General features: G+C 50.7%; 13 protein-coding genes. 11 read left to right on the top strand and 2 right to left on the bottom strand.

All coding sequences use genetic code 11. The annotated features are described in order from the left end of the window. The first annotated feature begins 186 nt into the window (after window positions 1-186). The 7 genes from OGX89_RS00415 (at window position 187) to OGX89_RS00385 (ending at window position 7,428) form a co-directional block, all read left to right on the top strand. Complete coding sequence (locus OGX89_RS00415) at window positions 187-606, top strand: translesion error-prone DNA polymerase V autoproteolytic subunit (protein ID WP_126957619.1); 420 nt, start codon at window positions 187-189, stop codon at window positions 604-606. 2 nt (window positions 607-608) lie between these two features. Beyond that, entirely contained in the window at window positions 609-1,877 is a 1,269-nt protein-coding gene (locus tag OGX89_RS00410; RefSeq protein ID WP_063940790.1) for a Y-family DNA polymerase, read from the top strand. 150 nt (window positions 1,878-2,027) lie between these two features. Further along, entirely contained in the window at window positions 2,028-3,074 is a 1,047-nt protein-coding gene (ompA, locus tag OGX89_RS00405) for a porin OmpA (RefSeq protein ID WP_126957617.1), read from the top strand. A gap of 186 nt (window positions 3,075-3,260) precedes the next feature. Next, window positions 3,261-4,049 carry a hypothetical protein gene (locus tag OGX89_RS00400; RefSeq protein ID WP_126957615.1) on the top strand — a complete coding sequence of 263 codons (789 nt, stop codon included), beginning with the start codon at window positions 3,261-3,263 and terminating at the stop codon, window positions 4,047-4,049. 94 nt (window positions 4,050-4,143) lie between these two features. Then, window positions 4,144-4,419 (top strand): metal/formaldehyde-sensitive transcriptional repressor, encoded by a 276-nt coding sequence (locus OGX89_RS00395; protein ID WP_003833178.1) that lies wholly within the window; start codon window positions 4,144-4,146, stop codon window positions 4,417-4,419. Between the two features lie 32 nt (window positions 4,420-4,451). After that, the gene (locus OGX89_RS00390) at window positions 4,452-5,570 is read left to right on the top strand and encodes an S-(hydroxymethyl)glutathione dehydrogenase/class III alcohol dehydrogenase (RefSeq protein WP_126957613.1); all 1,119 of its coding nucleotides are present in this window, start codon (window positions 4,452-4,454) and stop codon (window positions 5,568-5,570) included. Window positions 5,571-5,739: 169 nt separating this feature from the next. Continuing rightward, window positions 5,740-7,428 (top strand): methyl-accepting chemotaxis protein, encoded by a 1,689-nt coding sequence (locus OGX89_RS00385; RefSeq protein ID WP_126957611.1) that lies wholly within the window; start codon window positions 5,740-5,742, stop codon window positions 7,426-7,428. Between the two features lie 40 nt (window positions 7,429-7,468). Here OGX89_RS00385 and pcaQ read toward each other — a convergent pair whose 3' ends face one another. Then, entirely contained in the window at window positions 7,469-8,392 is a 924-nt protein-coding gene (gene pcaQ, locus OGX89_RS00380) for a pca operon transcription factor PcaQ (protein WP_003020288.1), read from the bottom strand. Between the two features lie 231 nt (window positions 8,393-8,623). On the opposite strand from pcaQ, the gene OGX89_RS00375 reads away from it, so the two are divergent. From OGX89_RS00375 to OGX89_RS00360, 4 genes are all read left to right on the top strand, one after another. Continuing rightward, window positions 8,624-9,526, top strand: a complete 903-nt coding sequence (locus tag OGX89_RS00375) for a manganese-dependent inorganic pyrophosphatase (protein ID WP_126957609.1) — start codon at window positions 8,624-8,626, stop codon at window positions 9,524-9,526. Window positions 9,527-9,646: 120 nt separating this feature from the next. Beyond that, window positions 9,647-10,990, top strand: coding sequence for a 2-oxoadipate dioxygenase/decarboxylase HglS (hglS, locus tag OGX89_RS00370; RefSeq protein WP_126957607.1), 1,344 nt, complete (start codon window positions 9,647-9,649; stop codon window positions 10,988-10,990). A gap of 193 nt (window positions 10,991-11,183) precedes the next feature. Then, the gene (locus OGX89_RS00365; RefSeq protein WP_047411098.1) at window positions 11,184-12,839 is read left to right on the top strand and encodes a glucan biosynthesis protein D; all 1,656 of its coding nucleotides are present in this window, start codon (window positions 11,184-11,186) and stop codon (window positions 12,837-12,839) included. Window positions 12,840-13,006: 167 nt separating this feature from the next. Then, on the top strand, window positions 13,007-13,231 hold the full coding sequence (locus OGX89_RS00360) for an HP1242/YdcH family protein (protein ID WP_003833168.1): 225 nt from the start codon (window positions 13,007-13,009) through the stop codon (window positions 13,229-13,231). A gap of 66 nt (window positions 13,232-13,297) precedes the next feature. On the opposite strand, the gene alr is transcribed toward OGX89_RS00360, so the two are convergent. Next, window positions 13,298-14,524 (bottom strand): alanine racemase, encoded by a 1,227-nt coding sequence (gene alr / locus OGX89_RS00355; protein WP_003833167.1) that lies wholly within the window; start codon window positions 14,522-14,524, stop codon window positions 13,298-13,300. Between the last annotated feature and the right edge of the window lie 197 nt (window positions 14,525-14,721).

Here is a 14,721-nt window from a genome sequence, read left to right as displayed (position 1 = left end):
CATGCCGCGCGTTTGCCATAAGGCGACCGCTAACATGGAATAAAATCGTAAATTATTTTTCCAGACAGCATAAACGCTTACCGGCAAGATGATTAAACAACGCTCAGTTCGCCACGTCTGTCACTTGATCACTGTCCTCATTAAAACTACTGTATATAAATACAGTTATATGAGAGGCAGATTATTATGTTGTTTTTCCAGCCAGTTGAACCCCCCGAAATCAAACACTTCCCGCTATTTAGCGATCTCGTGCCCTGCGGTTTTCCTTCTCCGGCGCAGGATTACGTTGAGAAACGTATCGATCTTAACGACCTGTTGGTGCAGCATCCCAGCGCAACCTATTTTGTTAAATCGTCTGGCGACTCCATGATGGGGGCAGGGATCGGTGCTGGCGACTTGTTGGTAGTCGACAGTGCCAGAAAAGCGGCCCACGGAGACATTGTGATTGCTGCTATTGAAGGCGAATTCACCGTTAAGCGCCTGCAATTGCATCCGGTGGTGATGTTGAAGCCAGAGAACAGCGCCTACGCACCGATCATGATCGGCAGCGAGGACACGCTGGATATATTTGGCGTGGTGACATTTATCATTAAATCCGCGGGTTGATTATGTTTGCGCTGGTGGATGTTAATTCGTTTTATGCCAGTTGTGAATCGGCATTCCGACCGGACCTGAAAGGTAAACCCGTTGTTGTTCTTTCAAATAACGATGGTTGTGTCATTGCCAGTAGCGCGGAAGCGAAGGCGCTTGGCGTCAATATGGGAGCACCATACTTCAAACAGAAAGATCTGTTCAGGCGCTGCGGCGTGTTCTGCTTTAGTTCGAACTACGAGCTGTATGCGGATATGAGTAGCAGGGTAATGTCGATTCTGGAGGAGCTGTCTCCGCGCGTGGAAATGTACAGTATCGATGAAGCCTTTTGTGATTTAACCGGCGTGCGAAACTGCAGGGATCTTACAGATTTTGGTCGTGAAATCAGAGAAACCATTTTACAGAAAACACGCCTCACGGTTGGGGTCGGTATCGCCCAGACCAAAACCCTGGCCAAGCTGGCGAACCATGCTGCCAAAAAGTGGCAGGAACAGACTGGCGGGGTGGTGGATCTCTCGAATATTGAGCGTCAGCGTAAGCTGATGGCTGCGCTCCCGGTTGATGAAGTCTGGGGTGTCGGACGCCGTATCAGTAAAAAACTGGACGCCATGGGTATTAAAACAGTATGCGACCTGGCGGATACCGATATTCGCTTTATCCGCAAACATTTCAACGTCGTGCTTGAGCGCACTGTGCGGGAATTGCGCGGTGAACCTTGCCTGGCGTTGGAAGAGTTTGCGCCAGTTAAGCAGGAGATCATTTGTTCAAGATCGTTTGGTGAAAAACTCACGGATTACAATGCGATGAGAGAGGCTATTTGTACCTATGCTGCACGTGCTGCGGAAAAATTACGCAGAGAGCACCAGTTCTGCCGGTTTATCTCTACGTTTATCAAAACCAGCCCATTTTCCCTGAATGAACCGTATTACGGTAACAGCGCATCGATAAAACTGCTGACACCAACCCAGGATAGTCGGGAAATTATAAGGGCGGCCACACGTAGCCTGGACGCAATATGGCGGGAGGGGCTGCGTTATCAAAAAGCAGGGGTCATGCTGGGCGATTTTTTTAGTTCTGGCGTTGCGCAGTTGAATCTGTTTGATGACAACGCCCCACGGCATAACAGCGATAAGCTGATGGCCGTTCTGGATACACTCAATGCTGAAAAGGGTAAAGGAACACTCTATTTTGCCGGACAAGGTATACAACAACCGTGGGCAATGAAGCGAGATATGCTTTCACCGCGTTATACAACGAGATATAGCGATTTACTGCGGGTGGGATAGCCATTGTTATCGTAAATAAGCGTCCAGAGCGATTCTAAAACTGTCCAGAAATAAATAAAAAAACGATTATCAGCCTTCATTAAAAATCTTATTGTAGCGCCGACTAACAGATAACTAACTGACAAACGGCAAGTCTATAATAGGAAATTTATGAAAAAGACGCTTATTACACTCATTATTGCAAATGCGCTGACCGCGACTACGGCATTTGCCGCCGCGGATGCGGGAACCTGGTATGCTGGTGGGAAATTTGGTTGGTCACATTACTTTGATACCAGCGCAAGCCAGCAAACGGGGGCCAATGGTAATAAATATGGTGATGTTGGTTTTGATAGCGATAACGTCGGTGGTGGTGTATTTACAGGCTATCAGATTACTCCATGGCTGGCAGTTGAAGGCGGTTATGACTATTTAGGCAATATGCAATTCAACGGTAAAAATGGCGCATCTGGTTCTCAAATGAAAAGTCAGGGCCTGCAATTATCTCTGAAGGCAAGTTATGGTCTGACAGATAATTGGGATCTCTACGGCCGTGCAGGGGCAATGGGATATCGCGCGGAGTCAGATATTAAAGGCAATAACCGCTTTGATACTGGTGTGCGTCCGGTTGTGGCTGTTGGTACGGAATATGCCTTTAACAAGAACTGGGCTGGACGCGTGGAATATCAATGGGTGAGCAATGTGGGTAATGAAAACCAGATTGGCGTATCAAGTGATGTTAGTTCCGTTACCGCTGGGTTGTCATATCGCTTTGGCCAGCATAACGACGCGGAGGTTACGCCTGCACCGGCAGTTGCCGCAACTCCTGCGCCTGAACCTCAGCGTTTTAACTTAAAATCTGATGTGATGTTTGGTTATGATTCAGCAGCACTAACCCCAGAAGGGAAAGCGGCGATTGCGCAGCTATACCGAAACCCCGGTCTGCAACCGGCAAAAGATAAAGCGACCGTTGTTATTGGCTATAGCGATCGCACCGGAGCCGCAGATTATAACCAGCAACTGTCGGCCCAACGCGCGCAGGCTGTCGCCGATGAATTAGTCGCATTAGGCATGCCGGCTGCAAATATTACTGCACAAGGATATGGTTCGAGTGATTCTGTCACGGGATCCAGTTGTGATGGGCAGACCGGACAGCAGCTGATTAATTGTCTTGCTCCAGATCGCCATGTCGTTGTTGAGATCACTGATAAGCACTAAATCGGTGTACAAAAAGCCCTCCTCATTATCGAATGGGGAGGGCTTTTTTATTCGCACAGTGAACTATCATTAACTGTGACAATTTAAAGATGTTAGAGCGTAATCATGTTCATAGAATCGTTAGTTTCGAGAGCTAAAGGTAAATTATGGCGTTATTTTCTGCCACGGTTTACTCTGAAAAATCATGTGGATGATCAAGTATATAATTACTATGGTGTTTATTTTTCGGATGTAAAACAAGAAAAATATCAGCTTGTGAGTCTAAGAGGCAAAAATGTTGTGCTTGAAAAATGGCATGCTGAGCAGCACGCCTATATGGAGAAAATAAACCTTCCACTCAATGATATTGAAAAAATGAATGTTGAGATTATTCATTGGAGAAAGCAAGGTCCGTTAAGGTTTAATTCGATTTTTCTTTTTGCAATAAATTATTTTACGCGTATTGCTTATGTAAAAAATGCTCTGACGAGAGCAAAAAGCAATCTCTTTTCTTCATTCGCCAGTAACAAGGCGTTGAGTGGACTTGATCGTATAATGTTGCTACAGATGCTGGTGAACGAATATGTACATCAATCGCCAGAGAAAACTCACACTGGAGTAACATGTGATGAGGTTATTGATCTATTGTACGGGACGCTTTGGTATAAACATATCAAGAATGAAGATTTCAGGAGGAAGGTCTTTCTGCTGCTCCAGTCACTTGTAATTACAGAGGATGTCAGATTTAGTGATGAAAAATATTATATTCAGGGCAAGGCTATTTCAACAATTGTTTCATGGGAATCTGAAGATAAACGGGAAAAGCAGCAGATCAGGATCCAGAAAAATATTAGTCGTTTGATGCTTGTGATTACCGCGTCCACATTGATGATCACCCTGGCGATACTGGCTCAGGCAGGCCTTATTAATCTACATAATCTTTGGGTGCATCTGACACAGTTAAAATCAATCAGGGTGTTGTTCAAACTAATATAATAAAAATCAATGCGTTAACATAATCAGTAATCATATATTTTACAGCCAAATAACAAATCTGATAGTATACCCCCCTATAGTATCTGGAGGGCGTATGCCGCATTCACCTGAAGACAAGAAACGCATTCTCACCCGTGTACGCCGTATTCGCGGTCAGGTTGATGCGCTTGAGCGCGCACTGGAGTCCGGCGAACCGTGTCTGGCTATCCTGCAGCAAATTGCCGCCGTGCGCGGTGCATCCAATGGCCTGATGGGCGAAATGGTTGAGATCCATCTGAAAGACGAGCTGGTCAGCGGGGAAACTACGCCAGATCAGCGTGCCGTGCGCATGGCTGAAATCGGCCATCTTCTGCGTGCTTATCTAAAATAACACCATCACCTCGCAATAATGGGAAGAGACAAATGAAATCACGTGCAGCAGTTGCATTCGGCCCCGGCCAACCGTTAAAAATTGTCGAAATCGACGTCGCACCGCCAAAGAAAGGTGAAGTGCTGGTTAAAATTACCCATACCGGCGTGTGCCACACCGACGCCTTTACGCTCTCTGGCGACGATCCGGAAGGCGTATTCCCGGCGGTACTTGGCCATGAAGGTGGTGGCATTGTGGTTGAAGTAGGCGAAGGCGTTACCAGTCTGAAACCGGGCGATCATGTGATCCCGCTGTACACCGCAGAGTGCGGCGAGTGTAAGTTCTGTAAATCGGGTAAAACCAACTTGTGCCAGGCCGTACGTGCGACCCAGGGCAAAGGTCTGATGCCGGATGGCACAACGCGCTTCTCGTATAACGGTGAGCCGATTTATCACTATATGGGCACCAGCACCTTCAGCGAATACACTGTTTGCGCGGAGATCTCTCTGGCGAAGGTTAACCCGCAGGCCCCGCTGGACAAAGTGTGTCTGCTGGGTTGTGGCGTGACCACCGGTATCGGAGCCGTCCATAACACCGCAAAAGTGAAAGAAGGCGACACCGTAGCCGTATTTGGTCTGGGCGGTATTGGTCTGGCGGTCATTCAGGGCGCGGTGCAGGCGAAAGCCGGGCGTATTCTGGCCGTTGATACCAATCCGGAAAAATTTAAGCTGGCAGGTGAGATGGGCGCGACCGACTTCATCAACCCGAAGGATTACGACAAACCGATTCAGGATGTGATCGTCGAACTGACTGACGGCGGTGTGGATTTTAGCTTTGAATGTATCGGTAATGTTAACGTGATGCGCGCAGCGCTGGAATGTTGCCATAAAGGATGGGGCGAAAGCATCATCATTGGCGTGGCGGGAGCAGGACAAGAGATCAAAACGCGTCCATTCCAACTGGTTACCGGGCGTGTCTGGCGCGGCTCCGCATTTGGCGGCGTGAAAGGGCGCACTCAGCTTCCTGGCATGGTTGAAGATGCGATGAGTGGGAAAATTCAGTTGGATCCGTTTATCACCCACCGTTTACCGCTGGAGCAGATTAACGAAGCGTTCGATTTAATGCATCAGGGTAAGTCCATCCGTACCGTTATCCACTTTGGCGATAACTGATTCATTGGCCAGCGGATTTAACCGCTGGCACTTTCCTGAATTTTTTAGAATTATGTTGTGAAAGTGTGACGAATCCGGCGCTTTTCAAGGTAAGTAAACTTCCCGGATTGCCGATGACTATCTAACGGGCGTGTTTTCACGCATAAACCCTACAAGAGAGTCGACGGTCATGGACAACACTACATCGATGCAAGCCCAGCATAAACTGGGCTTTCTGCATCAAATCCGGCTGGTTCCGCTGTTTTCCTCCATTCTCGGTGGCATTCTCCTGCTGTTCGCCCTAAGTTCTGGGCTGGCAAGCTATTTTCTTATGCAGGCCGATCGCGATCAGCGCGACGTGACCGATGAGATTCAGGTCAGGATGGGGTTATCTAACAGCTCTAACCACTTACGCACCGCACGTATCAATATGATCCACGCCGGCGCGGCGAGCCGTATCGCCGAAATGGATGACATGAAGGCCAATATTGCCGAGGCCGAAAAACGGATCAAGCAGTCGCAGGACGGTTTTAACGCGTATATGTCGCGTGCGGTAAAAACGTCTGCTGATGAAGCGCTAGATGCTGAACTGAGCGCCAGCTTCAAAGCCTATACCGACGGCTTACAGCCCATGCTGAAGTACGCTAAAAACGGCATGTTTGAAGCGATCATCAACCATGAAAATGAACAGGCCCGACCGCTGGACTCTGCTTACAATAAGGTATTGTTAAAAGCGATCGACATTCGTACCGCAAGGGCGAACCAGTTAAGCGAGCAGGCGCATCAGCGTACACAACTCGGCATGGCTTTTATGCTGGGTGCATTCGTTCTTGCGCTGGCGCTGACCGTAATGACGTTCATTGTTCTGCGCCGCACGGTCATTCATCCTCTGTTACGCGCGGCCAAGCGTATTGAGCAAATTTCCGCGGGCGATCTGACGATGCAAGATGAACCGACCGGGCGTAGCGAAATTGGTCGCCTGAGCCGTCACCTACAGGCAATGCAACGATCGTTGGGGAAAACGGTGGGCACGGTACGTCAGGGCGCGGAAGAAATCTACCGCGGTACCAGTGAGATTTCGGCGGGTAATACCGATCTGTCTTCACGTACTGAACAACAGGCCGCAGCGATTGAACAAACGGCAGCCAGCATGGAAGAGCTGACCGCCACGGTGAAGCAAAACGCCGACAACGCGCATCACGCAAGCAAGCTGGCGGAAGATGCGTCCGGCAAGGCCAGTCGGGGCGGTCAGATGGTTTCTGGCGTGGTGAAAACCATGGGCAATATCTCAACGAGCTCGAAGAAAATCTCCGAAATCACAGCCGTGATTAATAGCATTGCTTTCCAGACCAATATCCTGGCGCTGAACGCGGCGGTTGAGGCGGCGCGGGCAGGAGAGCAGGGGCGTGGATTTGCAGTGGTGGCCAGTGAGGTCCGTACGCTGGCAAGCCGCAGCGCTCAGGCGGCAAAAGAGATTGAAGGATTGATCAGCGAATCGGTCCGACTGATTGATCAGGGCTCCGGAGAAGTCGTCGCGGCGGGCAATACGATGACGGATATTGTCGATGCGGTAAAACGCGTCACCGACATTATGTTAGAAATTGCGGCGGCTTCTGATGAGCAGAGCCGGGGCATCGTACAGGTGAGCCAGGCGATATCAGAAATGGATAAGGTTACGCAGCAAAATGCCTCGCTGGTTGAAGAAGCATCGGCTGCGGCGGCGTCTCTGGAAGAGCAGGCTGCACGCTTAACGGAAGCCGTTGGCACGTTTCGTTTAACAGGAATAAGCGCGATTAAACGCGCTTTCGTGACCACTACGCCTGACCCTTCACGTCCGCAGACGGCAACGGCCAGTGGCGATAACTGGGAAACGTTTTAACAATAAATTAAGGGACCTGATGGTCCCTTAATTTTTGGTATCAAAACGGTACGGTTTTGCGTATTGCGGCGATAAGGATCTGCGCGGCCTGAGAGAGTTGCACATCGACACGGGTAAGAATACCGATGGGTTCGCCCGCCCCGTGGGTAGGTATCGGCAACGACACCAGCGTCGCCTGGCGTAAATCTTCTCTAACCGCGCCTGAAGGGACAAACCACACATAGTCGTAATCAACCGTCAGCTGGCGGGAAAGCGATGCTGACAGTGTTTCAATGCAGCCTGGCGGCATTTTACAACCCTGACTTTGCAACAATGCTTCTGCGTGCTGGCGAGGTGCGGTTCCTTTTGGCGAAACCACCACCGGCCACTCCATTACCCGACTTAACGTGATGGTTTCCTGCAACAGCGGATGGTTAGGGCGCACGACCAGTTTAAGTGATTCCAGAAACAACAATTCATAATTCAGACCGACCATCAATTCTGGATCGGCCATGCGACCAATGCCAAGGTCGATTTCCCCGGATTTTAAACCTGCCAGAATCATCGGATTGCTCATGGTGGCGACCTGTAGCGTGGTCTCCATTTGCTGCTTGTGGAAAGGACCAATTACCGCAGGCAAAATACCCAGTGCTGCGGTGGGTAAGGCCCCAATCCGTACTACATCAGTCTGCGACTCTTCGCGCTGATTTAACGCTTGTCCGGCGGTGTTGAGCGCATCCAGCACTCTTACCGCGTGGGTAAGAAACTGTTCTCCGGGCAGCGTTAACTGCGCGCCAAGGCGGCCACGCTCAAAGAGCCGGGTCCCGGTCAGTTGCTCCAGTTCATTTAGCGTTTTGGAGAGAGCCGGTTGGCTCAGGTTAAGGGTCTCAGCCGCGCGCCCCAACGTTCCCTGCTGTGCAACGGCGACAAAAGTATGAAGGTGGCGCAAGCGAATGCGCTGATTGAACAGAACATTTTTTTCCATAAGCGATGTTAAAAACAGAGTCGTATCGGTGACAAGTAAAGTTGTTTGTTTTTGATAACCTGATAGCAAAATATTATTAACATTTATCATGTTTTACTTACAACTGATTTATTTTGCTTATGTTTTGTACAGCATTGCTGGGGAGTGGGATCATGGAAGGGAGTGTGCCCAGTCGTTATACTTTGGTGATTGTTTACTTTTGAACGATTTCTCTTCACAAGGCACTGATGAATGATACATGTAATAGGGCACCTTAATCCCGATAGTGATGCCATCTGCACCGCCGCAATGACGGCGCGTTGGCTTAGTTTACGTGGCCAGCAGGCGACGGCATGGCGTTTGGGCGAGCCTAACCGCGAAACGCAGTTTATCTTTGAGCATGCGGGGCTGACGATGCCTGAACGGTTGGCGTTTGAACTGACCGATCGTGATGTCTGGCTGGTCGATTTCACCGAGCCTACCCAGGGGCCGGAATCGTTGACCGAAAGTAACGTGGTGGGAATTATCGATCATCACCGACTCGGTGGGTTAGTCACCCGTCTGCCACCGGAAGTGTGGGTGAAGCCCGTCGGCAGTAGCGCAACCCTGCTGTGGCAACTGATGACGGAGGATGAACGCAACCAGTTATCTTCCTCTGAGGCTGTTATACTGCTCGGTGCCGTATTGAGTGACACTGTCACGCTACGTTCACCAACGACCACCTCTGACGATCGTCAGGCGGTTGATGCGCTGGCCCAAAAAACCGGAGTGGATCTTGACGCTTTCAGCCGCGACCTGCTGTCAGCCAAAACAAGCGTGGAAGGGATGAGCGCCCGCGAACTTCTGCAGAAAGACATTAAAACCTTCACCATCCATGGACATTCAGTCTGTGTAGCGCAGCTTGAACTGTATGCGCTGCAACAGGTGGATGCGGTGCTGGACGATCTCCGTCAGGAAATGGCGAGCTATGCAGAAGAAAAGAATGCTGCGTTAGTCGTGCTGATGCTCACTGACATCAATCTGGGTGACACCAGCCTGTGGTTTGCTGGATCAGAACTTTCAGACATCCCGCAGCCTTGCAAGGTAGAAGGTATGCTTAGCCGTAAAAAACAGATGCTGCCCTGGCTGGAAAGTCATTTGAAACTACGCCAGTAGGTACTGTTCATCTTTTGTATGGGTGGGAAGTTTACGCGGGGTCACACTTTGTAAATTCTTCCCACCGGAGTCAGCGGCGTTTTCTACACTCCAGGTAATATTCACTGGAGGCATGACATTATGGCGAACACCATCACGGCAGATGAGATTCGGGAACAATTTTCGCAGGCAATGTCAGCAATGTACCAGCAGGAAGTCCCGCAGTACGGCACGTTGCTGGAACTTGTCGCTGATGTGAATCTGGCGGTACTGGAAAATAATCCGACGCTGCATGAAAAACTGGCGAATGCGGATGAACTGGCCCGGCTAAACGTTGAGCGTCATGGCGCCATTCGAGTGGGTACCGCGCAGGAGCTTTCTACGCTGCGCCGGATGTTTGCCGTTATGGGCATGTATCCGGTGAGTTATTACGATCTCTCCCAGGCGGGCGTCCCAGTACATTCCACAGCCTTCCGTCCCATCGACGATGCCTCGCTATCGCGCAACCCGTTTCGGGTATTCACCTCGTTATTACGGCTCGAACTAATCGAAAACGCCGCGCTGCGGCAAAAAGCCGCAGAGATCCTCGCGAAACGCGATATTTTCACCCGCCGTTGCCACGAGCTGCTGGATGAATTTGATGCGCAGGGCAGTTTTACAACTGAACAGGCGCAAGAGTTTGTGCATGAAGCGCTGGAAACATTCCGCTGGCATCAGCACGCCACGGTCGATGAAGAGACCTATCACGCATTACATAACGAACATCGGCTGGTTGCTGATGTAGTGTGCTTCCCCGGTTGTCATATCAACCATCTGACACCGCGAACGCTGGATATTGACCGGGTGCAGTCGATGATGCCGGAATGCGGCATTGAGCCCAAAATACTGATTGAAGGGCCGCCGCGCCGCGAGGTGCCCATTTTATTGCGTCAGACCAGTTTCAAAGCGCTGGAAGAACCGGTGTTGTTTGCCGGTGAAATGCGCGGCACTCACACGGCACGTTTTGGTGAAATCGAACAGCGCGGCGTGGCCCTGACGCCGAAAGGCAGAGCGTTGTACGACGAATTGCTGAATAAAGCGGGAACGGGGAAAGACAATCTGACGCACCAGCTACATCTTCAGGAGGTGTTCAAAGCCTTCCCGGACAGCGAATTCCTGCTGCGCCAGCAGGGGCTAGCCTGGTTCCGCTATCGTCTGACGCCATCGGGTGAAGCGCATCGGCAGGCGATTCGCCCGGATGACGATCCGCAGCCGCTTATTGAACGGGGCTGGCTGGTTGCGCAACCCATCACCTACGAAGATTTTTTACCGGTGAGCGCCGCAGGAATTTTCCAGTCCAATTTGGGTAATGAAACACAAGCTCGCAGCCACGGAAATTCCAGCCGCGACGCGTTTGAACAGGCGCTGGGTTGCGCGGTTTATGATGAGTTTGCGCTGTATCAGGAGGCTCAAGAGCGAAGTAAACGTCGGTGTGGTTTACTTTAATGGAATTTACATGGGATTCGGTCTGTTCCCATCGACATAAAATATTTTCGATTTTGTACAGATAATCGGCGACCAACAATTGGATTATTAATGAATTTTGTCTAGAGTGAGCGGTCAGAAATGTGCACTCTCTTGCCGCTGATTTTGACCGGCGCGGGAACATTTACACGACCAGAAGGACTCACTTTCAGGCATGAATCGCAGACGATTTATTAAAGGTTCAATGGCAATGGCCGCCGTGTGCGGAACCAGTGGTATTGCATCACTCTTTTCCCGCGCCGCCTTTGCGGCAGAGTCTGACATTGCAGACGGAAAAACCGTACGTTTTGATTTTTCCGTTCTGCAATCGATGGCCCATGACTTAGCACAGAAACCCTGGGGCGGCGCACCGCGCGCGTTACCGGATACGCTGGCGAAACTGACGCCGCAGGCCTACAACAGCATTCAATATGACGCAGAGCAGTCTCTGTGGAACAATGTTGAAAATCGTCAGCTTGATGCGCAGTTCTTCCACGTGGGAATGGGCTTCCGTCGTCGTGTACGCATGTTCTCGGTTGATGGTAGTACGCATATGGCGCGTGAAATTCACTTCCGTCCGGAACTGTTTAAATACAACGACGCGGGTGTGGATACCAAACAATTGGAAGGGCAGACTGACCTCGGATTCGCTGGATTCCGCGTGTTTAAAGCGCCAGAACTGGCCCGCCGCGATGTCGTTTCTTTCCTGGGCGCCAGCTATTTCCGCGCCGTGGATGACACCTATCAGTACGGTTTATCGGCCCGTGGTCTGGCGGTAGATACCTACACCGACAGTAAAGAAGAGTTTCCTGATTTCACCTCTTTCTGGTTCGAAACGGTTAAACCGGGCGCAACCTCTTTTACCGTGTATGCGCTTCTCGACAGCCCAAGCGTAACCGGCGCATTCAAGTTCGTGATCCACTGCGAGAAAACGCAGGTGATTATGGATGTACAAAACCACATCTATGCGCGCAAAGACATCAAGCAGCTCGGCATTGCGCCGATGACCAGCATGTTCAGCTGCGGCAACAATGAGCGTCGGATGTGCGACACTATTCACCCGCAAATCCATGACTCAGATCGTCTGGCGATGTGGCGGGGCAATGGCGAGTGGATCTGCCGTCCGCTGAATAACCCGCAAAAGCTGCAGTTCAACGCCTATACCGATAACAACCCGAAAGGGTTTGGCTTGCTGCAACTCGATCGCGACTTCTCCCATTATCAGGACATCATGGGCTGGTATAACAAGCGCCCAAGTCTGTGGGTCGAACCGCGCAACCAGTGGGGCAAGGGGACCATCGGTTTGATGGAGATCCCGACGACTGGCGAAACGCTGGATAACGTTGTCTGCTTCTGGCAGCCGGACAAGAAGATCAAAGCCGGCGATGAGCTGGAATTCAAATATCGCCTGTACTGGAGCGCTCAACCGCCGGTGCGTTCACCGCTGGCTCGCGTGATGGCGACCCGGACAGGTATGGGCGGCTTCCCGGAAGGATGGGCACCGGGCGAGCATTACCCGGAAAAATGGGCGCGTCGTTTTGCCGTTGACTTCGTTGGTGGCGATCTAAAAGCGGCTGCGCCGAAAGGCATTGAACCGGTGATTACGCTCTCCAGCGGTGAAGCGAAACAGATTGAGATCCTCTACGTGGAGCCTATCGACGGTTATCGCATTCAGTTTGACTGGTATCCGACTTCTGACTCAACCGATCCGGTAGATATGCGTATGTTCCTGCGTTGTCAGGGTGACGCCATCAGCGAAACCTGGCTGTATCAGTACTTCCCGCCAGCGCCGGATAAACGTCAGTACGTTGACGACCGCGAGATGCGTTAATCACGCCCTTTACGGCTCTCCTGATGGGGAGCCGTATCTGCATTCATCCTCATAACGACTCTGTACACTATTTACTCGATCCTGTTCGCATTTTTCTGTATAGCAAATGGGTACTCTGTGGGTGTGTATTTCTTATACACGTTCTTGTCCACTAACAGGGAGAAAGTATGTTTCCAGAATACAGAGACCTTATTTCCCGACTGAAATCCGAGAACCCTCGCTTTCTGTCCTTATTCGAAAAACACAACAGCCTTGATCATGAGATCTCCAGACTGGAAGGTTCGGATGGTCGGGGGTATAGTTTGGACATTGTTCGTCTTAAGAAACAGAAACTCCACCTGAAGGAAGATCTGCTCAAAATATTGCAAAAAGAGAGTGTCAGTGAGAGCTAAGTAGAACGGCGCTTGCTGTGTAAAAGGGCTTCCTGCGAGAAACGGAAGCCCTTCCTGTTTTAGGTGTTAATCGACCATCACGCGTTTGTTCGTCGCCCCCCAGAGGATCGACATTTCAGTGAACAACGCGCCGCTAATTTCTTCGACTTCTTCTGCACTAACCTGCGCATTTCCCTGTTTACCGAACAGCACCACTTCATCACCGGATGCAACCTGCGGCAAATCGGTTACATCGACGATCACGGTATTCATGGATGTTTTACCCAGTACCGGAACCCGCTGGCCGCGGATCAGCACGTGCCCCGCATTACTGAACACACGGCGATAACCATCGGCATAACCTGTCGGGATATTGGCCAGAACGGAATCACGTTTAAGGGTATAGGTTCTGTCATACCCGACGGTGTTTCCTTTGGGGTAATGGTTTACCGACGCGATGGCAGATTTAAACGTCATGACGCGTTTGTATTCGGTGCTGGCGATGGTATCGCCATAGAAAATACCGCCAACACGCACCATGTCGAGCCAGGATTCTGGAACGGTCAGGGTAGCGAACGTATTCGCGACATGCAGGGTGACATCTTCGCGCTTAAGCCCGGTAATTTTCAATACCTGGGCTGATTGCGTATTGAAACGGGCCAGATCGCGTTTTACCACTGCCGCATCTTCTTCCGGGAAATGCGACATGATGCCGACAATTTTCAGGCCGGGTAATGCGGAAATAGCGCGTGCTTCTTCCAGACCTGCGGCGGTACTGACTTCCAGACCGTTACGCGACATACCGCCAGAGTTCAGCGCCAGATGGATACGAATAGTTTTACCTTTCTCCTGAGCGATTGCACTTAGACGCTTAGCCATATCCAGATTACCGATAAGCTCTTCGGTATCGAAATCCGCCGCCTGGCGCATCTCTTTTTCCGTCGCGTTACGCACGCGCATGAGCTGCGATGTATAGCCTGACTGGCGAACGGTACTGATTTCCTCGTTACTGGCGATGCCAATACATTGCACGCCGTTTTGCATCATCACCGGCGTTACCAGTGAGAGATCGTGGCCGTACGCGTCGCCTTTAAGAATGGCGCACATCCGGGTTTTATCTCCCAGCAGTTGCTGAACTTTATGGATGTTATATTCCAGCGCGCTGCGGGAAATTTCCAGCGTGGTATTATCCACAACCTGTTGCTTATTGACCGCAAAGGGAACGGGGCCTGCTTGCGTGGTGGAAACAGGTTGGTGACAGGCGGTAATCAGTAAAAGCGGAATAAGTGCTAAACGACCCAAAGGTGCTGCCATGCTTGCTCCTTAGCAATAGAATGAAAGTGTTATTGTCATCATTACGGTCTATCCATGAGGGGATACCCGGATCACCAGAGTAACGGGTTCCACGCCAGAGATTCTTTCTAAGTGATTGCTGTTACAGCATAAAAATAAGACATCCTCGGTGCTAAACAGAGTAATATCGGCTACTGCCAGTCAGAAATGCCCCGTTT

Origin of the sequence: Citrobacter sp. Cpo103 (assembly GCF_030332605.1) — a bacterium.
GTDB lineage: Bacteria > Pseudomonadota > Gammaproteobacteria > Enterobacterales > Enterobacteriaceae > Citrobacter > Citrobacter portucalensis.
Note: the sequence above shows the minus strand (reverse complement) of the source record. Positions and strands in the feature narration are given on the sequence as shown.